The sequence below is a fragment of the Pseudomonas folii genome (assembly GCF_014357575.1).
GTDB classification, from domain to species: domain Bacteria; phylum Pseudomonadota; class Gammaproteobacteria; order Pseudomonadales; family Pseudomonadaceae; genus Aquipseudomonas; species Aquipseudomonas folii.
The window spans coordinates 18,903-42,870 of sequence record NZ_JACONW010000039.1 but is presented as its reverse complement, the minus strand read 5'-3'; the positions used below and the strand labels follow the sequence as shown (position 1 = coordinate 42,870).

Here is a 23,968-nt window from a genome sequence, read left to right as displayed (position 1 = left end):
CCAACAGGGATGCGGGTCTACACGGACAAACTCCACAACAAAAAAAATCCCCGCAGCCTCACAGCTGACGGGGATTTTTTGTGCTGCCAGAACCTGTATTACTGGGCCTGAGTCTTACCCTGACGCTTGTTGATGAACGCAATCAAACGCTTGGCCAGCGCCGGGTAGTTTTCATCGAAGTGGTGACCCCCAGGCAATTGCAACTTCTCGCCGACAGCGGTGGTGTCGGTGCAGCCACTTTCCTTGGTCTCTTCCACGCCATAGACGCAGAGCACTTTGTCACCCGGTAGTTTCGCCATTTCCGGACCTGTCTGCAGATCCTTGCCCGCTGCACCCAGCCAGCCATCGACGCGAATCTCGAAACTGCCAGTGCGTGCGAAGGCCAGCAGGATCATGCCGTCGACGCGGTCCTGATCCTCTTGCGCCAATCGGTTGTAAACGGCGGGCAGGACATCGGCACCAAATGAGTAACCCGCCAGAATGAAGCGCTTGGCACCCCATTTTTGCCGGTAGTGCTGCATCAGCTCGGTCAGGTCGGCTGCGGTCTGTTCAGGGGATTTGTGCTCCCAGTAGTAGCGCAGCACGTCGATGCCTACGACTGGATAGCCCATCCCGGCCATATCTCCAGCAACAACTTTGTCCAGATCACGCCAGCCACCGTCACCGGACAGGAACAGCGTCACGGTATCCGATGGTTGCGCAGCAGGCACTTCTACGACAGGGATACCAAGACCGCCACCTTTGTCGTCTTCGCCGACCAGCTTGCGGCGCAGCTCGCTGTTGAGGACTTGCGGCAGCTTGATGTCGTAATCGCTGATGCTGGTATCGGCGTTAGCCTGATCGCGCACGAACGCGGCAGGTTCATCGTCCGGTGCATCGTTCCACGCCACCATCCAGTGACCGTGTGGCGCGGTTTTGGGCAGCGGCACGTCACAGATCACGGGTGGCGTTTCGTCTGGCTCGAGCGGCTTGACCGGTTGAGAAGGTTGTTCCAGATAAAAGCCTACTGAAATCGCTTCAGCCTTGTCGTTGTTCTGCCCAGCGAGCCAGCGCCACGCCAGCGTTGCCCCTGGGCCAATACCGGCAACCACGGTCGGTGCTTCATCGAGTTTGCCAAGCGCTTCATTAAAGGTCTTCTGCTGCAGGGTGCAGTCGTCCTTGGGCAGTACAACCTGGATAATTCGGGCAGAAGCATCCTGGCTCAGCGCCTGTAATTGCTTGTCTGACAGCAAGTCGTCTGCGGTGACTGCCAGTGCGACACGAACCTTGGCCCGGGTGCCCGGCGTAACGCTGGTCAGGGCTGAACCGTCGGTCAATGTCGAACGGTCCAGTGTTGCCGGTGGGGCAGGGCGGCTCCACAGCCACACCCCGAGAATCAGAACCAAAACAATCAGCAGTGCTGCGAGCAAAATGCGCCGGTAGCGTTGAATCATCAGCGTTTCACCAATCCAGTCAGGCCGCCCGCAATCAGGGCAGCGGTGTCAGCCAGTGCCACCAGCGGATCGAGTCCGGCGGGCACGGCCATATAGCGGGGTTCCCAGTCAGGCTGGAATTTGTCTTTGAAGCGACGCAGGCCCTGGAAGTTGTAGAGCTGCTCGCCACGACGGAACACCATCGAGCCCAGGCGCTGAGTCAAGGGCGCGCCACGCCGTGGCTGCAGGCCCGACAGGGGCACCATACCGAGGCTGAAGCGTTCGTAGCCGTGCTCTTTGTAATACAGAATCAGCCCGACCATCATGAACTCCATGGTCAGCTTCGGTGCATCAGGGTGAGCGCGCATCAGATCCAGGCTGGCGAGGTCGCGACGTGAAGTCTCCAGCAGGTTGGCAAACGCCACCGGCTTACCTTCGAAGTGGATGATTGCGATACGGAAATGCTTGAGGTACTCAGGGCTGAAACGACCCAGTGAGAAGCCTTTTTCACGGACGTTCTTGCCGGTGAGCCATGCGTCCGAGATAATTTTCAGCTCGTCCAGCGGTGCCTGACCTGCTTCATAGATTTCCAGCGACAAGCCATCACGCCCACCGCGATTCCAGGTGTAGCGCAGGTCTTTCATTTCCTTGCCCTTGGCTTCGATATCAAAGCGCAGCAAGTTGACACGTGCTTCCTCACCCAGCTTGATCGCAGTCAGGCCGATGTCCATATAGAACGGCAGATTTTCTGCGCGCACCTGATAGAACACTGGCCGGGCGTGGTGCACGTCACACAGATCACGGAATTGCCAGATCAGCTCGGCGCGTTGTTGCGTTGGGCCTATTGGGTCGTAGAGGGCAACCAGGCTGCGGCCCCGATGGGCGTACATCAGAAAAGCATTGCCTTGCGGGTGCAACAGAACAGCTTTGTCACCGGTCAGCACCAGTCCGCCGTCAGGCTGTGACGACGCGTTGACGATCTCGGCGGCTTTGGCGAGCTCCGAAGCATCCGGCAACTTGATAACCGGGCGTGCGGTGCGCAGTAACCAGGTGAGGGAAATAATGATCAGCAATACGGCGCTGCCCAATGCGGAACGCAAGCCACGAGGAGCATCCGCGTCCAGCGTGAACTGCCACCACAGCTGGTGGCTGTAAGGCACGTCCTGATAGGCGAACAGCAGCAGCCAGAACGATGCGCCCAATACGCACAAGGTCGCTACCAGATACAGCGGCGAGAAGGGCAGTTCCAGCAGACGGCTGGGGCGGTAGAAAGAGCGGCGGAAGATAGCCAGCAGCGCTGCGGTCAGGATCAGCAACGTGGCTTCTTCATAGTCGAAGCCTTTGAGCATCGACAGCGCGGCACCTGCCAGTAGCAGAATGACCGTCAGCATCCATGCGGCCGACAGGCGACGGCGCAGCCCTTGGGCTAACAGCAGACACAGGACGCCAATCAGGCTGGCGCCAAAGTGCGAAAGGTTGATCAGACGATGAGGGATGAGAAATCCCAGGTCTTCCAGGCGGGTATCGATTTCAGGAGTCGCCCCAGAGAACAGCAGCACGACACCGGAAAGGAACACCAGCAACGCCAGAATCGGTGCCGCCAGGCCCGACGCGACGCGCATCGCCTGTTTGGTTGGCAGCAGGCGCTGACCTTCAGTGAACAGCAGCACCAGACAGGCCAGTAACAGTGGCAGGACGACGTAGATCATCCGATACAGCAGCAACGCTGCGGCGAGCGGCGCTGCGCCCAGCTCGTTGGCGAACGCGGCAAGCAGGATGGCCTCGAAAACCCCCACGCCACCGGGCACATGGCTTAGCACGCCTGCGGCGAGGGCCAGCAGATACACCAACACAAATGCGCCAAAGGGTGGTGATTGTGGCAGCAGGAGATAGAGAACAGTCGCAGCTGCTGCAACGTCCAGTGCTGTAATCACCAGTTGCATTAGCGTCAGGCGAACGCCGGGCAGGCGCAGAGTCCGGCGTCCTGCACGCACCAGCAGGGTATGCGGGATGGTCTGCTCAGGCAGTCTGCGGCGATAGACCGCAACGGCCAGCACGGCTGTCAGCACGAGTACGCCAATAGCGATGCCCGCCAGCACGTCTACCGGAGTATGTAGAGCCAGCGATGCCCCGGACAGATTGCTAAGCGTTGCCAGTGCTGCCAGCGGTGGCAGGGCGCAGCCCAGCGACAGGCTGGCGAACAGCGTCATGCGGGCTACTTCGACTGCGCCAATGCCTTTTCGTGAATACAGGCGATAGCGCACCGAGCCGCCTGACAGCATCGACAAGCCCACGGCGTTACCAATGGCGAAGGCTGTGAAACCGCCCATGGCGAGGGTTTTGTTGGGCAGATCAACCCCGGCGTAACGACTGGCAGACCATTCATAGCCCAGCAGAATAATGAAGCCGATCACCGTGGCCAGCAAAGCACCTGCCAGAGACGGAGTCGGTACGCTCAGTAATGAATCCTGCAGCGCATAGAGGTCAAGCTCGCTCAACATGTGTCGGCAAGCAATCAAGGCCACGGCAAATAGCAGCAACGTAACGCCCAGCCCTATGGGCTGGCGATATTTACTCAACAACTCCAGCCACTGGAGGCGGGCAGGTTGGATGGGTTGATTCGCCGTAACTGCTTCGTTCGGTTCTGACGGGTTGGCGCGCATCAATCACTCCTTGGATCGTGCGCGACAGAATGGAGGTATACAGCCAACTTACCAATCCCTACGCAAAAAATATTTCGAGATGTTAGCGCGTCATCGTCTAACGAGCGAATGGAGCCTGTTCGTTCATGGAGCTGTTCAGCAACAGTTCAGCTGCTAAACAGCTATCGGCAGAGTGCTGCAAAACTGTCGGGTTTTGTAATGTTACGTTACAAGGCGGGGAGGTGCTGCGCAGAGAGGAAGGGAAAAGGTCTGTCCAGACAAGACCTTGCGTCGCTTTTCAGACACGCACAAAAAAGGCCACTCTTTCGAGTAGCCTTCTTTGATGTTTGGTTGCGGGAGCCGGATTTGAACCGACGACCTTCGGGTTATGAGCCCGACGAGCTACCAGACTGCTCCATCCCGCGTCTGTGTGGCGGCATTCTACAGCCGAACGACGAAGTGTCAACCTTTAATGAGGGAAGTCGGCAAATTAGTCTGATTCAGGTGGTTGGAGATTTAAGTCCCGGTCGGGTAAAGATTTTTGCTCATCAGGTCACGGGAGGTCACTGCCTTTCGGGTTGACCCTTTTCTGCAGGAGCTCACGCATCCTCCTCAAACGACAGGCACAAAAAAGGCCACTCTTTCGAGTAGCCTTTTTTGATGTTTGGTTGCGGGAGCCGGATTTGAACCGACGACCTTCGGGTTATGAGCCCGACGAGCTACCAGACTGCTCCATCCCGCGTCTGTGTGGCGGCATTCTACAGAGGAACGCCGGGCTGTCAATGGCTAATTTTCGGAAATTGCTTTTCCTTCAATCGGTTAGCGCTGTTTATTGACCGCCTGGACAGGCTGTAAGCCCCGCTGTGTGGGCCTGTCATGCAATGTTCAGGGAATTGAATAGCGATTCAAACGCATCAATTTTTCTCGGGTGTGCGCATCATGAGATGTCACATGTCGATACGAGTGAGATACTGACCAGCCACGTCTCCCGCATAATGCCTACATGACGCAGCGAAAAATCATCCATGTTGACTGTGATTGCTTTTATGCAGCCATCGAAATGCGCGATGACCCTCGACTGGCGGACAAACCGCTGGCGGTGGGTGGCTCTGCGGATAGGCGAGGTGTCATTGCGACCTGCAATTACGAGGCACGCGCTTACGGTGTGCGCTCGGCCATGTCATCGCGGCACGCATTGAAGCTTTGTCCTGACCTCACCATCGTCAAGCCGAGAATGGATGCCTATAAAGAGGCGTCCAAAGAAATCCAGGCCATCTTCCGTGACTACACCGACCTCATTGAGCCGTTGTCGCTGGATGAGGCGTACCTTGATGTGTCTGACGCCAGCCATTTTTCAGGCAGCGCGACGCGTATTGCCCAGGACATTAGACGCCGGGTGTCCAGACAGCTCCATATCACGGTGTCGGCTGGCGTTGCGCCTAACAAGTTTCTTGCCAAAATTGCCAGCGACTGGAAGAAGCCCAATGGCCTGTTTGTGATAACCCCCGATCAAGTCGAAGATTTCGTTGCGCAATTACCCGTCAACAAGCTTCACGGTGTTGGTAAGGTCACTGCCGACAAGTTGGGAAAGCTGGGCATTGTCAGTTGTACTGATCTGCGGGACTGGAAAAAGCTGGCGCTGGTGCGAGAGTTTGGTTCGTTCGGCGAGCGTCTGTGGGGACTGGCTCGTGGTATTGATGAGCGACCGGTACAAAATGACAGCAGGCGTCAGTCTGTAAGCGTGGAAAATACTTACGACACCGATCTTCCTGATCTGGCCAGTTGCCTGAAAAAGCTTCCAGAATTGCTGGAAACCCTCAACGGGCGGGTAGAGCGGATGGAGGGGCAATACCGGCCCGGCAAGCCGTTCGTGAAAGTAAAGTTTCACGATTTCACTCAGACGACACTTGAGCAAGCAGGGATAGGACGGGATCTGGGCAGTTTCGAGCATTTGCTCACCCAGGCATTTGCCCGGGGCGGCAAGCCAGTCCGTTTGCTGGGGATTGGTGTGCGTTTGCATGATTTGCGAAAAGCACATGAGCAGTTGGAACTGTTTGCGCGTTCGAATTGACGCTGTTTCGTGTCTACCGTAGGACCGGCTTTAGCCGGGAGGGCATCGGTGCTGACGACAAATATGCTGCGACTGCACTGGCCCTCTCCCGGCTAAAGCCAGTCCTACGGAAAACAGGGCGTTTCAGGTCACTTTTCCGCGCCGGGATCGGCCACCAGTCGGCCCGCATCCTTGGCCAGGGATTTCAGAAATTCGCGCTGCAACTGCGGATCGTCCCGGGTCAGTTCGATCAGGCTTTGTTCAAGGTCGCTGGCTTCTTCTTCAAGGCCCAGATCAGAAAGGCGCTTGACCCGGTAAACCCACTGGCTGACCTCGTCATCTTCCAGGTCGTCATAAATCAGGCCGTGGGCTTCGATCAATTTTCCGCGCAAGTCACGGCTGACCACCAGATCTGCATTGGCATGGGTGTTGTCCTGGTCGTCCTCGACGCTCAGATACAGGCGAGTGACATGACTCAAATCCTGCTCAGCAAACGGGCTGTCCAGCAGGCTCAGGCGCAAGACGCCATTTCGGTCGGTCATCAATTCGTGCGTCTGGGGTCCGGCCTTGACCATGACCGGGCGCTCACTCCACGGCAGGGTGGTGTTCTCGATTCTTTTGTCCTGCTGTACCTCGTTGACACCCGCCAGGTTTTGCTGAGCGCGACCGTGGGAGGGCGCATTCATGAACGGGTTGAGCCCGGCGACACCGTAGTTGATCCAGTCCTTGGTCATGCTGTCCGGCAGGCGGCCCAGCGCAAAGACGTTCGCGACGTTGGCACCGACGCCCGCGACAACCGCCACTGCGCCGAGGGGAATCTCGTAGATTTCTCGCCAGGGCTGGTAGGGCGTGTATCGGTCGTAATGACGCGTTACTTCAAATTCAGTGACCTCGAAGGTCCGTTGTTCGTGAATACGCACACGTCGTTGCGGGAGCTCAAGTGTTTTGGGTTCACCGAGGTCGATCTGAACGCTATGCGAGAGCAATTTGCGTTCGATGCGTTCTTCGTGCTCGCTACGTTGCGACAGTTGATTGGCGCAGCCGCTGACCAGGGTGGCGCAAACCAGCACGCAACCCAGGCTAAAGGGGGATCGCTTGAACATGAGATCTCTTGCGGATTAAGGCGCGTCATTGCTGAAACGAAAGCGCCCACCTTTCGATGGGCGCTTTCGGGACTCAGCGGCTGACGCGGCCCTGGATGAAGGACAGTACCTCGGCAACCGGAAGGGCCTGGGCTTCGGACTCGGTCCGACTCTTGTATTCCAGGTTCCCTTCGGCAAGACCGCGATCACTGACGACGATACGATGCGGAATGCCAATCAGCTCCATGTCGGCAAACTTGTTGCCAGGGCTGGTTTTCTTGTCGCGATCATCAAGCAGTACTTCGAAACCTGCGGCGGTCAGTTCGGCGTACAGCTTGTCGGTCGCCTCGCGGACTGCATCCGTTTCGTAACGCAGTGGCACCAGGGCGATCTGGAAGGGCGCCAGGGTGTCATTCCAGATGATGCCATTGTCGTCGCTGTTCTGCTCGATTGCAGCAGCAACTACGCGGGAAACGCCGATGCCGTAGCAGCCCATGGACAGGTTGACCGGTTTGCCGTTCTCGCCAAGCACCTGGCACTTCATGGCTTCGCTGTATTTGGTCCCGAGCTGGAAGATGTGGCCAACTTCGATACCGCGTTTGATCTCGAGTGTGCCTTTGCCGTCCGGGCTCGGATCACCTGCGACTACGTTGCGCAGATCGGCAACGGCCGGTACAGGCAGATCACGTTCCCAGTTGACGCCGAAATAGTGCTTGTCATCGATGTTCGCACCAATAGCGAAGTCGCTCATCAGCTCAACCGATCGGTCAATAATGCAAGGCAGTGGCAGATTGAGTGGGCCCAGCGAGCCTGCACCGGCACCGATTGCAGCGCGCAGTTCGGCTTCGGATGCCATGACCAGCGGGCTGGCAACCTGCTCAAGTTTGGCGGCTTTGATTTCGTTGAGCTCGTGGTCGCCACGAATGATCAGGGCAATCAGCTTGCCTTCTTCTGCAGCGTGCACCACCAGAGTCTTGATGGTCTTTTCGATCGGCAGATTGAAGCCTTCCACCAGTTGCGCAATGGTCTTGGCATCAGGGGTGTCGATCAGGCGCAGTTCTTCAGTTGCAGCGCCACGGCTGGTTTCCCGAGGTACGGCTTCGGCTTTTTCAATGTTCGCCGCGTAATCGGAAGCATCGCTGAACACGATATCGTCTTCGCCAGATTCGGCCAGTACGTGGAACTCGTGCGAGCCTGCGCCACCGATCGAGCCGTTATCGGCTTCAACCGGGCGGAATTTCAGGCCCAGACGCGAGAACACGTTGCAGTACGCCAGGTGCATGCGATCGTAGGTGACCTGCAGGGAAGCATGATCAGCATGGAACGAGTAGGCGTCTTTCATGACGAACTCGCGGCCACGCATCAAACCGAAGCGTGGGCGGATCTCGTCACGGAATTTAGTCTGGATCTGGTACAGATTGATTGGCAGCTGCTTATAGCTATTAAGCTCGTTGCGGGCCAGATCGGTGATGACTTCTTCGTGGGTCGGACCCAGGCAGAATTCACGGTTGTGCCGGTCAGTAAGGCGCATCAGTTCAGGGCCGTACTGTTCCCAGCGGCCGGACTCTTGCCACAGCTCGGCGGGCTGAATACCAGGCATCAGTACTTCCAGTGCGCCAGCAGCGTCCATTTCTTCACGAACGATGGCTTCGACCTTGCGCAACACACGCAAGCCCATGGGCAGCCAGGTGTACAGGCCGGAAGCAAGTTTGCGAATCATGCCCGCACGCAGCATGAGCTGGTGGCTGATCACGACCGCATCGGAAGGGGTTTCTTTCTGTGTGGCGAGCAAAAATTGACTGGTGCGCATGGTTGGCCGTTGTCGGTTGCTGAGACTGGAAATGACTGGGCATTGTACGGGCAGTGTCTAGTCTCGTACAGGCCGCGACCGCTTCAGGATTGCAGTGAAATCAGATTCGCCCATGTATGAAAAAGCCCGGCATGAGCCGGGCTTTTCTTTAAACGAGAAGCTGAGTTGCGATTACAGGATCGAGATCGGGTAGTCGACGATCAGACGGAACTCGTTAACGTCGCCTTCAGCCTGGTCAGTGTTGCCACGGTGCCATGCCTGACGGATGCGGAACGACATGTCTTTGACGGGGCCATTCTGAACCACATACTTGGCTTCAAGGTTGGTTTCGTGGTGCTTGCCGTCAGCGAGGTAGCCATAAGCTCTGTAGGGGCTATCGGCTGCCATTTTAGTGCCGTCGATGTCATCACCGGTCACGTAACGGGTCATGAAGCTCAGACCGGGCACGCCATACGGTGTCATGTTCAGGTCGTAGCGAGCCTGCCAGGATTTTTCGCCAGGGCCGTTGAAGTCAGAGTACTGAATGGAGTTATTCAGGAAAATCGAGTCGCCACCCTTGTTGTTGTCACCGATACCGATGTAGTCGAATGGGGTGTCACCGTTGATTTTCTGGAAGGCCAGAGTCACGGTGTGTGCTGCGGCGAACGAGTAAGCAACCGAGCCGGAGAAGGCGGTGTTGCTGATGTCACCTGCTTTCGAGCTGCCAGTATCGGTGGTGCGATAGATGTTGGCATCGAAAGCAAGGGACTGATCGTCAGTCAATGGCAGCGCGTAGTTCACGTTGGCGTAGTACTGGTTCCAGATGTCTTCCAGTTTCGCGGCGTAGAAAGCAACGCCAAGGCCGTCGGTGATGGCGTATTTGCCGCCTGCGAAGTCTGCGCTACTTGCTGTAATGGGCGTGCCCACTGACGCGTAGGTGGCGAAGATATTGCCATCGTGGCTGTTGTCGTTCTGGCTGGTGCCGGAGTAGAAGTGACCTGCTTCAACATCCAGACCTGCGATCTCGCTGCTTTGCAGGCTGAGACCGCTGGCGGTCTGAGGCAAGAGGCGGGAGCCGCCCACTGCGAATACAGGGCTGGTAGGCTGCATGTCGCCGATTTTCAGTTCAGTCTTCGAAACGCGGAATTTAACAGCGCCGCCGGCCTTGCCCTGTTCATCGCGGTTATCGCCATTGCCATCGAGGCTCAGGTTGCCCGAGCCGGCATATTGGTTCTGACCATCCAGCTTCAGACCCCAGTAGCCGAATGCTTCAAGGCCGACGCCGACAGTGCCCTGAGTGTAGCCAGTGCTGAAGTTGCCCCAGAAACCTTGAGTCCAGTCACGCTGATCACCGCCACCATTTTTGCCATCACGGTTGAAATAGTAGTTGCGAGCCTTGACGTCCAGTGTGCTGCCGTCAATGAAACCCTTGGCATCAGCCTGGTCGCTGACAAACGGTGCAGCCGTTGCCAATTGGGTGCTGGCAGCAGTAACGGCCAGTGCGATTGCGCTCCACTTCATCACTCTCATTGTGACTTGCTCCTTTGGTTTTTAAGAGAAGAGTACTGCCGCCCACCTGTTTTTTTATCTGGACGGCTCTTTCTTTTTTTGTGTCGGCGAAACTTATATCTCGCTGACAATGGTGGCTATAGTTACAGACCTAACCTTGCAGAATCTTTACAGCGCTGTCGCAAATAATTACGGTCCATGTCGCAAACACAAAGCCTTCGATGGTGCCTGACTTCAATGATCTGGCTATCGAAACATCGAGCCTGCGCCCTGCCTGCGTATCCAATGGTGGATGATTTTCTCCACCTTTCGTGATTGATCGCTCTCTGTTTTCCGCCAGAGGATCGTTCAACCTTGTCCAGTAACATAGCAACAACCGTGCACAAAGCTAAGCAGAATGAGAAAAAAACGTGAAAAAACTAGTATTTACTTTCGTTTTTCTCGTTAAGGCTATGAAATAAAAAGAAAAAATATCTCATTTTTTTTGATGGGGTATTGAGTTTCATCGCTGGAATAGCAGGTCTGGCCGTCGGCAGCGTTACCTTGATGCTCCTGGAACGGGGGGATTCCTCATGATCAGGCAATCCGTGGATAGAAGGTGGGTTGTTTTGGTGCGGTGACTGCGTTTGATGCATTAATGTGGGTCCCTGCTCTCGCGCGTCATTCCTGAATTGGCCCAACGCGTTTCATTTTCCTGACGCAATCCGTTTTTCAGCTTCGGTCGCCACGGTTTCGACCACTAGAGCTGTAGCGATACGTAACAGCTGTTGTAACGAGCGCGTTCACACGCGTGTGCCAAAAAGGGGCATTTGTTGCGTGGCAGGGCGTTTGCTGGTGCGTATAGCCACGGGCTGTCGAGCAGATCGGGCCAGACCCGGAATCCAGGCATGGGGCAAAAGCTGGCCGGGAATCAGGTAAGCGGTGAAGTTGAGGTTTTTCCCGCGTATCCTCCCGGTTACTGTGCGGCGATATCTAAACTACAGATCGGCGCAAATCTAACCTGTAAATCAGGAGTTACTCGTGTTCGCTCTGGATTCACGTTTGCAAGAAGATACTTTACTGATCGGCGATTTCCCTCTGTGCCGACTGCTGCTGTCCAATGATTCGAATTATCCCTGGTTCATTCTGGTGCCTCGGCGTCCGGATATCTCCGAAGTGTTCCAGCTGGATGCGCGCGATCAATTGCAGTTGTGGCAGGAAACGACTGTGCTTTCAGAGCAACTGAAGGGCTTGTTCAACGCTGACAAACTTAATGTGGCAGCTTTGGGTAACGTCGTCAGTCAGTTGCACATGCATGTGATCGTGCGGCGGAGAAGCGACATCGCCTGGCCAGCGCCTGTCTGGGGCAAGCATCCGGCCAAGCCTTACACGGCGCAGGAGTTCTCGCTGATCAAGGATCAGCTACGAACGATTCTGGTCAAGGACTTCATCTTTGTGCAGGAGTCGGTATGAGTCTTGAAGCGCGCGTGACCGATCTGGAGAGCCGACTGGCTTTTCAGGACGATACGATTCAGGCGTTGAACGACGTACTGGTTGCTCAGCAGCGAGCCCTGGATCGCCTGCAGCAGCAATTCGCGGCAATGCTCAAGCGCCAGGAGGAAATGGGAAGTCAGTTCGAGATTTTCGGCGAGGATGAGCCGCCGCCTCATTATTGAGCTTTTGCTCAACACAAAAAAACGGCCTTCTATATATAGAGGGCCGTTTTTGTATTGCTGCAGAAATAATCAGCGGCGTGGCAAAGCGGCAATCACATCCTCTGCCTGCAAGCCCTTGTCGCGATTCATCACCGAAAACTCTACGCGTTGACCTTCAACCAGTACCCGGTGACCTTCACCGCGAATGGCCCGGAAGTGCACGAAAATATCGTCGCCGGAGTCGCGGGAAATGAAGCCGAAGCCCTTGGACGTGTTGAACCACTTCACGGTGCCCGTATCGCGGTTGGTCATGTCGTGGCTTTGTGCAACAGGTGAAGGAGATGACCGATAAAAGCTGACGGCCAGATGCAAGGCGACTGCGATCAGTGCTGCGGTCAGCGCTGCGATGATTGCCGGTTGACCAGCGATGGTTTCGAGGGGGACAAGCAAGGTCAGGATTTGAAGAACAACAGCGAGAACGAGTAATGCACTGACCAGATTTTGCAGATGGTGACGTGGGCCTCTGTTCCAGTAGGGGATCACGGGTGCCAATACAAGATTGAGCAGACCGAAGAATGCCAGATAAAGCGCATCGGGTTGCAGCAACGAAGACAAGGCTTCACTGCGCAGGCTGGGGATAAAGGAAAGCAGCAGGGCTGCGGCTCCCGTTAGCAGGTGGACTATTTTCAACATGTTGATGACTCACATTAAGATGGATCGCAAGGAAATAGCTGAAGGCACCCGGTACGCTTCTTGAAAAGTTGAGGCGTGAGGCACGCGTGATCTTTCAGCCTATGCGCGGTAGCCTGATCAATCAGCTGTCGCGACACGCGGTGTATTTAACAGCAAAGCTCAGAGCTACTCAAATCAACAGCTTGCGTTACATCGCACAGTTGCAGCCCCGGACGTGACAAAGCGACGGGCGGTGTCCGCTGTCCACGATCAGGGATTCTGCGTTCTGGCTGTCGCAAGGGGCAGGTATTTGCAATGCAGGGCTGCGTCCTGCTCTGCGTCTTGATACAGTGACCCCTGTACCTGCTGGATTAAAACCATCAATTGAAAGGGGAAATACATGGCAATCGATATCGGTATCAGCGAAGAGAATCGCAAGTCAATCGTCGATGGTCTTTCTCATTTGCTCGCAGATACCTACGTGCTTTACTTGAAGACTCATAACTTCCACTGGAACGTCAGTGGCCCGATGTTTCGTACCCTGCATCTGATGTTTGAAGAGCAGTACAACGAACTGGCTCTGGCGGTTGATTCCATTGCTGAACGTATTCGTGCACTGGGCTTCCCGGCTCCGGGCACTTATACAACGTACGCGCGTCTTTCTTCTATCAAAGAAGAAGAGGGTGTGCCGGGTGCCGAAGATATGATCAGAAGTCTGGTTCAGGGACAAGAGGCTGTAGTGCGCACTGCGCGTAGTCTCTTTCCTCTTCTGGATAAGGTTAGCGACGAGCCGACTGCAGATTTGCTGACGCAGAGAATGCAGGTCCACGAAAAAACCGCGTGGATGCTTCGCTCGATGCTGGAAACCAAGTAACCATTCAGGCGAGTGTCAGGCGAGTGGTGCCTGGCACTCGCCTGCTTGAATCCCGCGGGCTGCTAATCCTTTCGCCCTTGGCTCAGGGCTCATGTGTCATTGCGGCTCAACTGAGACACTTTTCTTGTAACTCCATAACTATTCATTACCTCTAGGTGTGATCAGTGTTTAGTGATCGCTACTTAGTCTTTATTCCTCAGTACTTTGTGGTCATGTCCTACACACTCTAAGTCTTAATGCGGCTGGTTATCAAAACGTAAATCGGGCCTGATAGACGGGCATTTATTTATATTTAAATGTTTCTCATGGGACCCGATTTTATTGTTTAGAGGAAGCCGCTATGGTTCAAGAGGTCGAAAGCGACGTAAAAGACCTGAAACGTCACGCGAAGATTTGCAATGATCCGTTTGTCGAAGATTTCAATATGGCGCTGGCTCAACCGCATTCGAAGTCGGTGCGGCTGAATGGTCTGGCAACCTGTCTGCGTCTGGAGAATGTGTACTGGAATATTCTCTCCACGATTGCGAGATCAAATAATTGCTCTGTCAATGCGGTACTTTCTTATATCGACAGAGAAGTACATCTGCGCTATGGCGGCGTAAAGAATTTCAGCGGCCTTATCAGAGTCGTATGTGTCGCTCATCTTTTGAAGGGTGACAGCCTGGATCTGACACAAGCGTAACGCAGTTGACGTACCCCCTATTTTTGCGGGCTCGCTTTCCTGGCGGGCCTGCGTTTGTAGTGCTTGCCTGTGGCGGCTGCGCTGACCTGAGCGGCAATCCGCAGCAAGTTATCTTGATCGGTTCGCTTCGCGCGGCTGCACGCTCTTGATTAACGCTATATAATCCCCGGCCTTGCCAAAAACGGGCACGTCTGCGCCTGTAGTGCGCAGCGACGGGCTGATTGCTTGAACGCGTGCCTGGGCTCTTGCACTATTGAGCGCAAGCCAAGAGCGAAAGCTCCACCGAATTTCGAATTACGAGAAGTGAACAGACCATCATGATGCGCAGCCATTATTGCGGCCAATTGAACGAGAGCCTGGAAGGTCAGGAAATTACCCTTTGCGGATGGGTCCACCGCCGTCGTGACCACGGGGGTGTGATTTTCCTCGACATCCGCGATCGTGAAGGTATGGCTCAGGTGGTGTTTGACCCTGACCGTGCAGACACCTTTGCCGCCGCCGACCGTGTTCGCAGCGAGTATGTCGTCAAGCTTACCGGCAAGGTGCGTGCTCGCCCGGCCGGTGCCGTCAATGCCAACATGGCGTCTGGCGCCATCGAGGTGCTCGGTTATGAGCTGGAAGTGCTGAACGAGTCGGAAACCCCGCCGTTCCCGCTCAACGAATACTCCGATGTCGGCGAAGAGACCCGTCTGCGCTATCGCTTTATCGACCTGCGTCGCCCGGAAATGGCCGAGAAGCTGCGTCTGCGTTCGCGCATTACTACCAGCATCCGTCGCTATCTGGATGACAACGGCTTCCTGGATGTCGAAACGCCGATCCTGACTCGCGCTACTCCGGAAGGGGCTCGTGACTATCTGGTGCCTAGCCGCACACATCCGGGCAGCTTCTTTGCCTTGCCGCAATCCCCTCAGCTGTTCAAACAGTTGCTGATGGTTGCCGGCTTTGACCGCTACTACCAGATCGCCAAGTGCTTCCGCGATGAAGACCTGCGTGCTGACCGCCAGCCGGAATTCACCCAGATCGACATCGAGACCAGTTTCCTCAATGAAGAAGACATCATCGGTTTGACCGAGAAGATGATTCGTCAGCTGTTCAAGGAAGTACTGGACCTGGAGTTCGGTGATTTCCCGCACATGACTTTCGAAGAAGCCATGCGCCGTTATGGCTCCGACAAACCGGACCTGCGTAACCCGCTGGAACTGGTCGACGTTGCCGATCAGCTCAAGGACGTTGATTTCAAGGTGTTCAGCGGCCCGGCCAATGATCCGAAATGCCGTATTGCCGCGCTGCGCGTTCCAGGCGGGGCGAGCATTCCGCGCAAGCAGATCGACGACTACACCAAGTTCGTCAGCATCTACGGTGCCAAGGGCCTGGCGTACATCAAGGTCAATGAGCGTGCTGCCGGTGTTGAAGGTCTGCAGTCGCCAATCGTCAAGAACATCCCGGAAGCCAACCTCAACGTGATCCTTGATCGTGTGGGCGCGGTCGATGGCGATATCGTGTTCTTCGGCGCTGACAAGGCCAAGATCGTCAGCGAAGCCCTTGGCGCGTTGCGGATCAAGGTGGGTAACGACTTCAAGCTGCACACCTGTGAGTGGGCTCCTATGTGGGTCGTGGACTTCCCGATGTTCGAAGAGAACGAAGACGGTAGCTTCACTGCATTGCACCACCCGTTCACCGCGCCCAAGTGCACCCCGGAAGAACTGGAAGCCAACCCGGCAACCGCTCTGTCCCGTGCCTACGACATGGTACTCAACGGCACCGAGCTGGGTGGCGGTTCGATCCGTATCCATCGCAAGGAAATGCAACAGGCGGTCTTCCGCTTGCTGGGCATCGCCGAAGACGAGCAGCAGGAGAAGTTCGGCTTCCTGCTCGACGCCCTGAAGTACGGCGCACCACCACACGGTGGTCTGGCATTCGGTCTGGATCGTCTGGTCATGCTCATGACCGGCGCGCAGTCGATCCGTGAAGTGATCGCGTTCCCGAAAACCCAGAGCGCTGCTGACGTCATGACCCAGGCTCCAGGTGTTGTAGATGCCAAGGCACTGCGTGAGCTGCACATCCGTTTGCGTGAACAGCCAAAGGCTGAGTAACGCCCGCTGAGGCGCGTTCCGTCGTTTGACGTGAGCGCGCCCTTGCATGGTTACACCCCCGGTCAAGTAAACCCTTTTGCCTGTTTATCGTTGGGCGAAAGGCGAAGGTGTTTGAAAAAAGAATCTGGAGCGAGATATGGCAGGTCATTCTAAGTGGGCGAACATCAAGCACCGCAAAGAGCGTCAGGATGCCAAGAAAGGCAAGATTTTCACCAAGTGGATCCGTGAGCTGACCGTCGCTGCCCGTCAGGGTGGTGGTGATCCCGGCTCCAACCCTCGTCTGCGCCTGGCGCTGGACAAGGCGCTTGGTGCGAACATGACCCGTGACACCATCGATCGCGCAGTGGCCCGTGGCACCGGTGCAGCAGATGGTGATGACGTTGAAGAGCTGGGCTACGAAGGCTACGGCCCGGGCGGCGTGGCGATCATGGTTGAAACCATGACTGACAACCGTAATCGCACGGCAGCGGCTGTACGCCATGCCTTCACCAAGTGTGGGGGCAACCTTGGCACTGATGGTTCCGTCGCTTATCTGTTTGATCGCAAAGGCCAGATATCCTTTGCTGCAGGTGTTGATGAAGATGCCTTGATCGAGGCTGCCATGGAGGCGGACGCCGATGATGTCGTTACCAATGAAGACGGCAGCATTGACGTATTTACTTCATTCGCGGGTTTTTACGCGGTGCGCAACGCCCTTGAGGCTGCAGGTTTCACCGCTACGGACGCTGAAATCGTCATGTTGCCGACGACCAGCGCGGTACTTGATCTGGAAACAGCAGAAAAGGTGCTCAAGCTGATCGACATGCTCGAAGACCTGGATGACGTGCAGAACGTTTATTCCAATGCGGAAATTCCGGACGAGGTCATGGAACAGCTGGGCTGACAGGGCGCTTCCGGTCCTGAACGCGAAGCCGGGGGCCGATAGCAATGTTGCCAACATTGCTATCAGCCCCCGGCTTCTGCCTTTATGCTGCGACCTTTGCTGGCAACACTTCTCAAGCTGCAGGCGTTATGACTCTTATTCTTGGTATTGACCCCGGTTCACGAATCACTGGTTACGGCGTGGTACGAGATACCGGGCGTGGCTGTGTTTATGTGGCGTCAGGCTGTATTCGAACAGGCAGTGGCGAGCTGCATGAACGTTTGCAGATCGTGTTTCGTGGGGTGCGGGAAGTCATCCAAACCTATGGCCCTGTGACCATGGGCATTGAAAAGGTCTTTATGGCGCGCAATGCCGACTCGGCTCTCAAGTTGGGCCAGGCACGGGGTGCCGCGATTGTTGCGGGGGCAGAGGAGGGGCTGGAGATTGCCGAATATTCGGCGACTCAGGTCAAGCAGGCGGTTGCAGGAACCGGGGGCGCAAATAAAGAGCAGGTCATGATGATGGTCATGCATTTGCTCAAGTTGACCCAAAAGCCGCAAATCGATGCCTCTGATGCGCTGGCCATCGCCCTGTGTCACGCGCATACGCGTTCAAGCCTGATTCCTCATGGCTTGAATACGGCGCGCAGCCGCGGCGGTCGGCTGCGCCTCTAATGCGTGCAATAGTGGTGCTGTGTCTCTGGTAGCATCATCTGCTTGAACATTTCTGCTGGCGGATCTTGTCACGCCTGCAATGATTGCGACCATTATTTCGCGCCGGTCACGCGGTCTGACCGGCAATACGAAAGGATCTGATACGTGATTGGACGCTTACGCGGCTTTTTGGCTGAGAAACAGCCGCCGCACCTGGTGCTTGATGTAAATGGCGTTGGCTATGAGATCGAGGTCCCGATGACCACGCTTTATCGCTTGCCGCACGTCGGCGAGCCGGTGACGCTGCATACGCATCTGGTCGTCCGTGAAGATGCGCACCTGCTGTACGGCTTTTATGAAAAGCGCGAGCGTGAGCTGTTTCGTGAATTGATACGCCTTAATGGCGTTGGCCCGAAACTGGCGCTGGCCTTGATGTCGGGTCTGGAGGTTGATGAACTGGTGCGTTGCGTTCAGGCTCAGGACACCTCAGCGCTGACTCGCATTCCAGGCGTTGGGAAAAAGACCGCCGAACGTTTGCTGGTTGAACTCAAGGATCGTTTCAAGGCATGGGAAACCCTGCCTGGGACCTTTACGCTGGTATCCAGTGGTCCGAATGCGCCGGAGCCGGTGGCGACCGCCGAAAACGATGCGGTCAGTGCGCTTATTTCTCTGGGCTACAAGCCTCAGGAAGCCAGCAAAGCTGTTTCCGCAATCAAGGAAAAAGATTTGAGCAGTGCTGATTTGATTCGACGTGCCTTGAAGGGAATGGCTTAAGTGATTGATGCTGACCGCCTGATAACCGCCACTGGCGGGCGTGATCGTGATGAACAGATTGATCGCGCCATTCGGCCGCTGAGCCTTGCCGACTATATTGGTCAGCCAACGGTGCGCGAGCAGATGGAGCTTTTCATCCAGGCCGCTCGCGGACGTAACGAAGCGCTGGATCACACCCTGATCTTCGGTCCGCCCGGTCTGGGCAAGACCACACTGGCCAATATCATTGCCCAGGAAATGTCGGTGTCGATCAAAAGTACGTCCGGTCCCGTGCTGGAGCGTCCGGGCGACCTTGCCGCGATCCTGACCAATCTTGAGCCCAACGATGTGCTGTTTATCGACGAGATTCACCGGCTTTCGCCTATCGTCGAGGAAGTGCTGTACCCCGCGATGGAAGACTTTCAGCTCGACATCATGATCGGTGAAGGGCCCGCGGCTCGCTCGATCAAGCTCGACTTGCCACCGTTCACGTTGGTAGGGGCTACCACCCGGGCGGGCATGCTGACCAATCCGTTGCGTGACCGTTTTGGTATCGTGCAGCGTCTGGAGTTTTACAGCATCGCGGATCTGGCAACCATCGTCTCGCGTTCTGCGGGGATTCTCGGTTTGCCGATTGAGCCGGAGGGCGCATTCGAGATCGCTCGTCGGGCTCGTGGCACGCCGCGGATTGCCAACCGTCTACTGCGTCGGGTGCGGGATTTCGCCGAAGTGCGCGGCAAGGGCGAGATAACCAAGCCTATCGCCGACCTTGCTCTCAATCTGCTGGACGTCGACGAACGCGGTTTCGATCATCAGGACCGGCGTTTGCTGCTGACCATGATCGAAAAATTTGATGGCGGCCCGGTGGGTGTCGACAGCCTCGCTGCGGCCATCAGCGAAGAGCGCCATACCATTGAAGATGTGTTGGAACCCTATTTGATCCAGCAAGGCTATATCATGCGCACACCGCGTGGGCGGGTCGTGACCCGGCATGCGTATCTGCACTTCGGGTTGAATATTCCGTCCCGAATGGGGGAGATGCCGGGGGCTGAACAATTTGTTGCAGATGAAGACATTTAAAAAAGCGTAAAACACTGATTTATTCAGGGTTTGCGCGGTCAGACTGGCAACTGCGTCAGGCTGACAGGAAATAACCGGTGAAACGTTGAAAAACAGTTGCCGTGGCGGATTGGCAACCTGAGGAGTAAGCACTAGAGTATGCGCGCGCAAAACGGGGTTCAGTCGTTCGCACATCGCTGTCGCGTTTATTACGAGGACACCGATGCTGGCGGCATTGTCTATTACGTCAATTATCTGAAATTCATGGAACGGGCTCGTACCGAACGGCTGCGGGAGTTGGGTTTTGCCCAATCCTCAATGGCGAAGGAAGGCTTGTTGTTCGTTGTGCATTCCAGCGAGGCTCGGTATCACAAGCCGGCGCGATTGGATGACGAATTGCTGGTCAGCGCTGAAGTAATCGAATTGAACCGTGTCAGTCTGCGCTTCAAACAGGAAGTCAGGCGGGCTGCGGATGCAACGCTGCTCTGTGAGGGGCAGTTTTTGGTGGCGTGTGTAAACGCCGATAGTTTGAAACCCCGGGCCATTCCCGAAGCTCTGCGTACGGCCTTTGCCGGCCAGGGCGGCGCGGGCACACATACAGAGCAGGAGAGCAAGCGTGGAAGCTAACGTCGTCGACCATTCCTCCATGTGGAGTTTGGTCAGTAATGCCAGCATTGTCGTTCAGTTAGTTATGCTGATCCTGGTGGCTGCTTCAGTCACTTCATGGATCATGATTTTTCAGCGCAGCAACATGCTGCGTGCTGGGCGTCGGGCATTGGACAGCTTCGAGGAGCGTTTCTGGTCCGGTATCGATCTGTCCAAACTGTACCGTCAGGCGGGCAGCAATCCAGACCCGGATTCGGGTGTGGAGCAGATCTTCCGTGCCGGCTTCAAAGAGTTCTCGCGTCTGCGTCAGCAGGCAGGTGTCGATCCAGAGGCCGTGATGGAAGGCGTGGCTCGTGCCATGCGTGTTGCCATCTCGCGTGAGGAAGAGAAACTCGAAGCGGGTCTGCCTTATCTGGCCACCGTTGGCTCCGTCAGCCCTTACATCGGCTTGTTCGGTACCGTCTGGGGGATCATGAACTCCTTCCGCGGTCTGGCCACGGCGCAACAGGCGACACTCGCCACCGTTGCACCCGGCATTGCCGAAGCACTGATCGCAACAGCCATTGGCCTGTTCGCGGCGATCCCTGCAGTAATCGCCTACAACCGTTTTGCCGCTCGCAGCGAAACCTTGATTAGTCGTTACTACACCTTCGCCGATGAATTCCAGGCCATCCTGCACCGTAAAGTGCACACCAGCGAAGAGTGAGCAGGTAATTCCCAATGGCTTTAATCGCTCGAGATCGCCGCAGAAAACGCAAGCCGGTCGCCGAAATGAACGTAGTGCCATACATCGACGTGATGTTAGTGCTGCTGGTCATCTTCATGGTCACCGCTCCCATGATCAATCAGGGCGTGAAAGTCGATTTGCCCAAAGTCTCCAGTGAGGCTTTGCCGCAAGACAACAACAATCAGGTCCTGACCATTTCGATCAAGGCTGACAAGACCTATTACTGGAACCTTGGCAGCGAAGTCGACACCGATAAGCAGATGGACAAGGCGATGACCTTGCCGCAGCTGACGTCGGCCGTTACCAAAATCGTTGCCGCCGGGCGTGATGCCGGCAAGCAGACGCAGGTTTTCATTCGTGGCGACAAAACCGTGGATTACGGTTCGGTCATGGGCACCATGGGTGGGCTGCAGAAGGCAGGGGTCGGGAATGTCGGCTTGATTACTGAGGCCCCCTGATGCAGCCAATTCGAGAGCCGTCCGCCTCGGAGAATTATTTCTGGCCTAGTGTCTGGGCCGTGGCGTTGCACGTCCTGATTTTTGGCTTGCTGTTTGTCAGCTTTGCCATGACTCCGGAATTGCCGGAAGCCAAGCCTATCGTGCAGGCGACCCTGTACCAGCTCAAGTCCAAGAGTCAGGCGACGACCCAGACCAACCAGAAAATTGCCGGCGAGGCGAAAAAGACCGCTGCACGACAGACTGAAGTCGAGCAACTGGAACAGAAGAAAGTCGAGCAGGAAAAGCAGGAAGCTGTAAAAGCTGCGGAACAAAAGAAAGAAGAGGCTGCTCAAAAAGCGGAAGAACAGAAGGCTGAAGAAGCAGCGCAGAAAGCGGCGGAAGCGAAAAAAGCCGACGAAGCGAAGAAAGCTGATGAAGCCAAGAAGGCTGATGCCAAAAAAGCTGAAGAAAAGCAGCTGGCCGACATCGCCAAGAAAAAAGCTGAAGACGACGCCAAGAAAAAGGCCGAGGAAGACGCCAAGAAAGCTGCAGCCGAGGAAGCCAAAAAACAGGCCGCCGACGATGCGAAGAAAAAAGCGGCTGAGGATGCCAAGAAAAAGGCTGCCGAAGACGCTAAAAAGAAAGCAGCTGACGACGCTAAGAAAAAAGCCACTGCCGATGCTGCCAAAAAGGCGCAGGAAGCAGCCCGTAAATCTGCTGAAGACAAAAAGGCTCAGGCCTTGGCTGACTTGCTGTCCGATAAACCGGAACGGCAACAGGCATTGGCGGATGAGCAAGGTGATGAGGTCGCGGGTAGTTTCGACGATCTGATTCGTGTTCGAGCGTCCGAGGGCTGGAGTCGACCACCGTCAGCACGTAACAACATGTCCGTAACACTGCAGATTGGTATGTTGCCGGATGGCACCATTGCCTCGGTATCGGTTGCCAAGTCCAGTGGAGACGGGCCGTTTGACAGTTCAGCAGTCGCAGCAGTCAAGAATATTGGCCGTTTGACAGAAATGCAGGGTATGAAGGCCGCGGACTTCGCTCCCTATCGTTCATTCAAGATGACATTTACACCTGGAGATCTAGCCTTGTGATCAAGCTTTTTCGAGGACTGCTAGTAGTCGTTCTCTGTTGTGCGGCCGGTATGGTTGGCGCAGAAGAGAAGAACATTCTGGTCACCAGCGGCAGTGACCGTGCCACGCCTATCGCGGTTGTGCCTTTTGGCTGGCAGGGCGGCAACGTACTGCCAGAGGACATGTCGGAAATCATCGGCAACGACCTGCGCAATTCGGGTTACTACGCGCCAATTCCGCGTCAGAACATGATCAGCCAGCCAAGCCAGGCCAGCGAAGTCATTTTCCGTGACTGGAAAGCACTAGGTGCGCAGTACGTGATGGTTGGCAATATCGTGCCAGCAGGCGGTCGTCTGCAGGTGCAATATGCGCTGTTCAACGTGGCAACCGAGCAGCAGGTGCTGACCGGTAATGTGTCCGGCACGACTGACCAGTTGCGCGACATGTCGCACTACATTGCGGACCAGTCGTTCGAGAAACTGACCGGCATCAAGGGGGCTTTTTCTACCCGCATGCTGTACGTGACTGCCGAACGCTTCTCCGAAAACAATACGCGCTTCACTTTGCAGCGTTCGGATTACGACGGTGCCCGCGCAGTGACCCTGCTGCAATCCCGTGAGCCGATCCTGTCGCCGCGCTTTGCTCCGGATGGCAAGCGCATCGCCTATGTATCGTTCGAACAGAAGCGTCCGCGCATCTTCGTTCAACACATCGATACCGGTCGCCGTGAGCAGATCACCAACTTCGAAGGCCTTAATGGCGCGCCTGCATGGTCGCCTGATGGCACGAAACTGGCATTCGTATTGTCGAAGGACGGTAACCCGGAAATTTACGTGATGAATCTGGCCTCGCGTCAGCTGAGCCGCGTGACTAACGATTCGTCCATCGACACAGAACCGTTCTTCGGCAAAGACGGCTCGACGCTGTACTTCACGTCGGACCGTGGCGGCAAGCCGCAGATCTACAAGACAAATATTAATGGTGGCGGTGCTGAACGAGTCACTTTCGTCGGCAACTACAACGCCAACCCGAAATTGTCAGCTGATGAGAAGACGCTGGTAATGATTCACCGGCAGGACGGCTTCACTAATTTCAAGGTAGCAGTGCAGGATTTGGCCCGCGGAAGCGTAAAAATCCTCACAGATAGCAACCTTGATGAGTCGCCTACTGTTGCGCCCAACGGCACCATGGTAATCTACGCCACCCGCCAGCAGGGCCGGGGAGTCTTGATGCTCGTGTCCATTAATGGACGCGTAAGGCTCCCGCTTCCTACCGCTCAAGGCGAAGTCAGAGAACCTTCCTGGTCCCCTTACCTGAACTGACGCGGCGCTACACAAAAAGATTTGCTTAACA

The 23,968-nt window shown here is 55.9% G+C and carries 21 protein-coding genes and 2 tRNA genes; 15 read left to right on the top strand and 8 right to left on the bottom strand.

Going from position 1 to position 23,968, the window contains the following annotated elements:
- Positions 1 to 98: 98 nt before the first annotated feature.
- The 4 genes from H8S59_RS10785 to H8S59_RS10770 all read right to left on the bottom strand — a co-directional run bounded on the left by H8S59_RS10785 (position 99) and on the right by H8S59_RS10770 (position 4,796).
- Positions 99 to 1,433, bottom strand: coding sequence for a virulence factor family protein (locus tag H8S59_RS10785; protein WP_187521399.1), 1,335 nt, complete (start codon positions 1,431 to 1,433; stop codon positions 99 to 101).
- Positions 1,433 to 4,075, bottom strand: a complete 2,643-nt coding sequence (gene mprF / locus H8S59_RS10780; RefSeq protein ID WP_187521398.1) for a bifunctional lysylphosphatidylglycerol flippase/synthetase MprF — start codon at positions 4,073 to 4,075, stop codon at positions 1,433 to 1,435. The genes H8S59_RS10785 and mprF overlap by 1 nt, the downstream gene beginning before the upstream one ends.
- A gap of 327 nt (positions 4,076 to 4,402) precedes the next feature.
- Positions 4,403 to 4,479, bottom strand: a tRNA-Met gene (locus H8S59_RS10775).
- A gap of 240 nt (positions 4,480 to 4,719) precedes the next feature.
- A tRNA-Met gene (locus tag H8S59_RS10770) sits at positions 4,720 to 4,796 on the bottom strand.
- Between the two features lie 261 nt (positions 4,797 to 5,057).
- On the opposite strand from H8S59_RS10770, the gene dinB reads away from it, so the two are divergent.
- The gene (dinB, locus tag H8S59_RS10765; RefSeq protein WP_187521397.1) at positions 5,058 to 6,125 is read left to right on the top strand and encodes a DNA polymerase IV; all 1,068 of its coding nucleotides are present in this window, start codon (positions 5,058 to 5,060) and stop codon (positions 6,123 to 6,125) included.
- Between the two features lie 128 nt (positions 6,126 to 6,253).
- On the opposite strand, the gene H8S59_RS10760 is transcribed toward dinB, so the two are convergent.
- The 3 genes from H8S59_RS10760 to H8S59_RS10750 all read right to left on the bottom strand — a co-directional run bounded on the left by H8S59_RS10760 (position 6,254) and on the right by H8S59_RS10750 (position 10,505).
- Entirely contained in the window at positions 6,254 to 7,207 is a 954-nt protein-coding gene (locus H8S59_RS10760; protein ID WP_187521396.1) for a hypothetical protein, read from the bottom strand.
- A 73-nt stretch (positions 7,208 to 7,280) separates the two neighbouring features.
- Positions 7,281 to 8,996 (bottom strand): proline--tRNA ligase, encoded by a 1,716-nt coding sequence (locus tag H8S59_RS10755; protein WP_095093554.1) that lies wholly within the window; start codon positions 8,994 to 8,996, stop codon positions 7,281 to 7,283.
- 171 nt (positions 8,997 to 9,167) lie between these two features.
- A complete protein-coding gene (locus tag H8S59_RS10750) occupies positions 9,168 to 10,505 on the bottom strand; it encodes an OprD family porin (RefSeq protein ID WP_187521395.1) in 1,338 nt (445 codons plus the stop codon).
- Positions 10,506 to 11,504: 999 nt separating this feature from the next.
- Between H8S59_RS10750 and H8S59_RS10745 the strand changes: the two genes are divergently transcribed.
- Together H8S59_RS10745 and H8S59_RS10740 are read left to right on the top strand one after the other, a co-directional pair.
- The gene (locus tag H8S59_RS10745; protein WP_187521394.1) at positions 11,505 to 11,936 is read left to right on the top strand and encodes an HIT domain-containing protein; all 432 of its coding nucleotides are present in this window, start codon (positions 11,505 to 11,507) and stop codon (positions 11,934 to 11,936) included.
- Positions 11,933 to 12,139: a SlyX family protein gene (locus H8S59_RS10740; RefSeq protein WP_095093551.1), complete on the top strand. Its 207-nt coding sequence runs from the start codon at positions 11,933 to 11,935 to the stop codon at positions 12,137 to 12,139. The genes H8S59_RS10745 and H8S59_RS10740 overlap by 4 nt, the downstream gene beginning before the upstream one ends.
- 69 nt (positions 12,140 to 12,208) lie before the next feature.
- Here H8S59_RS10740 and H8S59_RS27065 read toward each other — a convergent pair whose 3' ends face one another.
- Positions 12,209 to 12,811 (bottom strand): cold-shock protein, encoded by a 603-nt coding sequence (locus H8S59_RS27065; protein ID WP_162874446.1) that lies wholly within the window; start codon positions 12,809 to 12,811, stop codon positions 12,209 to 12,211.
- Positions 12,812 to 13,190: 379 nt separating this feature from the next.
- Here H8S59_RS27065 and H8S59_RS10730 point away from each other — a divergent pair, with 379 nt between their 5' ends.
- From H8S59_RS10730 to tolB, 12 genes are all read left to right on the top strand, one after another.
- On the top strand, positions 13,191 to 13,664 hold the full coding sequence (locus H8S59_RS10730; RefSeq protein WP_027898221.1) for a Dps family protein: 474 nt from the start codon (positions 13,191 to 13,193) through the stop codon (positions 13,662 to 13,664).
- 340 nt (positions 13,665 to 14,004) lie between these two features.
- Positions 14,005 to 14,346 (top strand): ribbon-helix-helix domain-containing protein, encoded by a 342-nt coding sequence (locus H8S59_RS10725; RefSeq protein ID WP_176469798.1) that lies wholly within the window; start codon positions 14,005 to 14,007, stop codon positions 14,344 to 14,346.
- Between the two features lie 317 nt (positions 14,347 to 14,663).
- Positions 14,664 to 16,439 (top strand): aspartate--tRNA ligase, encoded by a 1,776-nt coding sequence (aspS, locus tag H8S59_RS10720; RefSeq protein WP_095093550.1) that lies wholly within the window; start codon positions 14,664 to 14,666, stop codon positions 16,437 to 16,439.
- A 136-nt stretch (positions 16,440 to 16,575) separates the two neighbouring features.
- Positions 16,576 to 17,322, top strand: a complete 747-nt coding sequence (locus H8S59_RS10715; RefSeq protein WP_095093549.1) for a YebC/PmpR family DNA-binding transcriptional regulator — start codon at positions 16,576 to 16,578, stop codon at positions 17,320 to 17,322.
- Between the two features lie 128 nt (positions 17,323 to 17,450).
- Positions 17,451 to 17,975 carry a crossover junction endodeoxyribonuclease RuvC gene (ruvC, locus tag H8S59_RS10710; RefSeq protein WP_027898225.1) on the top strand — a complete coding sequence of 175 codons (525 nt, stop codon included), beginning with the start codon at positions 17,451 to 17,453 and terminating at the stop codon, positions 17,973 to 17,975.
- Positions 17,976 to 18,119: 144 nt separating this feature from the next.
- Positions 18,120 to 18,728, top strand: coding sequence for a Holliday junction branch migration protein RuvA (ruvA, locus tag H8S59_RS10705; protein WP_095093548.1), 609 nt, complete (start codon positions 18,120 to 18,122; stop codon positions 18,726 to 18,728).
- Positions 18,729 to 19,787 (top strand): Holliday junction branch migration DNA helicase RuvB, encoded by a 1,059-nt coding sequence (ruvB, locus tag H8S59_RS10700; protein ID WP_095093547.1) that lies wholly within the window; start codon positions 18,729 to 18,731, stop codon positions 19,785 to 19,787.
- A gap of 138 nt (positions 19,788 to 19,925) precedes the next feature.
- The gene (ybgC, locus tag H8S59_RS10695; protein WP_027898228.1) at positions 19,926 to 20,393 is read left to right on the top strand and encodes a tol-pal system-associated acyl-CoA thioesterase; all 468 of its coding nucleotides are present in this window, start codon (positions 19,926 to 19,928) and stop codon (positions 20,391 to 20,393) included.
- Positions 20,383 to 21,078: a protein TolQ gene (gene tolQ, locus H8S59_RS10690; RefSeq protein WP_095093546.1), complete on the top strand. Its 696-nt coding sequence runs from the start codon at positions 20,383 to 20,385 to the stop codon at positions 21,076 to 21,078. Before ybgC ends, tolQ begins: the two co-directional genes overlap by 11 nt.
- Positions 21,079 to 21,092: 14 nt before the next feature.
- A complete protein-coding gene (tolR, locus tag H8S59_RS10685) occupies positions 21,093 to 21,557 on the top strand; it encodes a protein TolR (protein ID WP_027898230.1) in 465 nt (154 codons plus the stop codon).
- On the top strand, positions 21,557 to 22,636 hold the full coding sequence (gene tolA, locus H8S59_RS10680; protein ID WP_087274352.1) for a cell envelope integrity protein TolA: 1,080 nt from the start codon (positions 21,557 to 21,559) through the stop codon (positions 22,634 to 22,636). Before tolR ends, tolA begins: the two co-directional genes overlap by 1 nt.
- Before the next feature lie 50 nt (positions 22,637 to 22,686).
- Positions 22,687 to 23,937, top strand: coding sequence for a Tol-Pal system beta propeller repeat protein TolB (gene tolB, locus H8S59_RS10675; RefSeq protein WP_231665751.1), 1,251 nt, complete (start codon positions 22,687 to 22,689; stop codon positions 23,935 to 23,937).
- The last annotated feature ends 31 nt before the right edge of the window (positions 23,938 to 23,968 follow it).

Coding starts and splice junctions, on each gene's coding strand:
- H8S59_RS10785 (WP_187521399.1), bottom strand. CDS start 1,433: ATGATTCAACGCTACCGGCGCATTTTGCTCGCAGCACTGCTGATTGTT.
- mprF (WP_187521398.1), bottom strand. CDS start 4,075: ATGCGCGCCAACCCGTCAGAACCGAACGAAGCAGTTACGGCGAATCAA.
- dinB (WP_187521397.1), top strand. CDS start 5,058: ATGACGCAGCGAAAAATCATCCATGTTGACTGTGATTGCTTTTATGCA.
- H8S59_RS10760 (WP_187521396.1), bottom strand. CDS start 7,207: ATGTTCAAGCGATCCCCCTTTAGCCTGGGTTGCGTGCTGGTTTGCGCC.
- H8S59_RS10755 (WP_095093554.1), bottom strand. CDS start 8,996: ATGCGCACCAGTCAATTTTTGCTCGCCACACAGAAAGAAACCCCTTCC.
- H8S59_RS10750 (WP_187521395.1), bottom strand. CDS start 10,505: ATGAGAGTGATGAAGTGGAGCGCAATCGCACTGGCCGTTACTGCTGCC.
- H8S59_RS10740 (WP_095093551.1), top strand. CDS start 11,933: ATGAGTCTTGAAGCGCGCGTGACCGATCTGGAGAGCCGACTGGCTTTT.
- H8S59_RS27065 (WP_162874446.1), bottom strand. CDS start 12,811: ATGTTGAAAATAGTCCACCTGCTAACGGGAGCCGCAGCCCTGCTGCTT.
- H8S59_RS10730 (WP_027898221.1), top strand. CDS start 13,191: ATGGCAATCGATATCGGTATCAGCGAAGAGAATCGCAAGTCAATCGTC.
- H8S59_RS10725 (WP_176469798.1), top strand. CDS start 14,005: ATGGTTCAAGAGGTCGAAAGCGACGTAAAAGACCTGAAACGTCACGCG.
- aspS (WP_095093550.1), top strand. CDS start 14,664: ATGATGCGCAGCCATTATTGCGGCCAATTGAACGAGAGCCTGGAAGGT.
- H8S59_RS10715 (WP_095093549.1), top strand. CDS start 16,576: ATGGCAGGTCATTCTAAGTGGGCGAACATCAAGCACCGCAAAGAGCGT.
- ruvC (WP_027898225.1), top strand. CDS start 17,451: ATGACTCTTATTCTTGGTATTGACCCCGGTTCACGAATCACTGGTTAC.
- ybgC (WP_027898228.1), top strand. CDS start 19,926: ATGCGCGCGCAAAACGGGGTTCAGTCGTTCGCACATCGCTGTCGCGTT.
- tolR (WP_027898230.1), top strand. CDS start 21,093: ATGGCTTTAATCGCTCGAGATCGCCGCAGAAAACGCAAGCCGGTCGCC.
- tolA (WP_087274352.1), top strand. CDS start 21,557: ATGCAGCCAATTCGAGAGCCGTCCGCCTCGGAGAATTATTTCTGGCCT.
- tolB (WP_231665751.1), top strand. CDS start 22,687: ATGGTTGGCGCAGAAGAGAAGAACATTCTGGTCACCAGCGGCAGTGAC.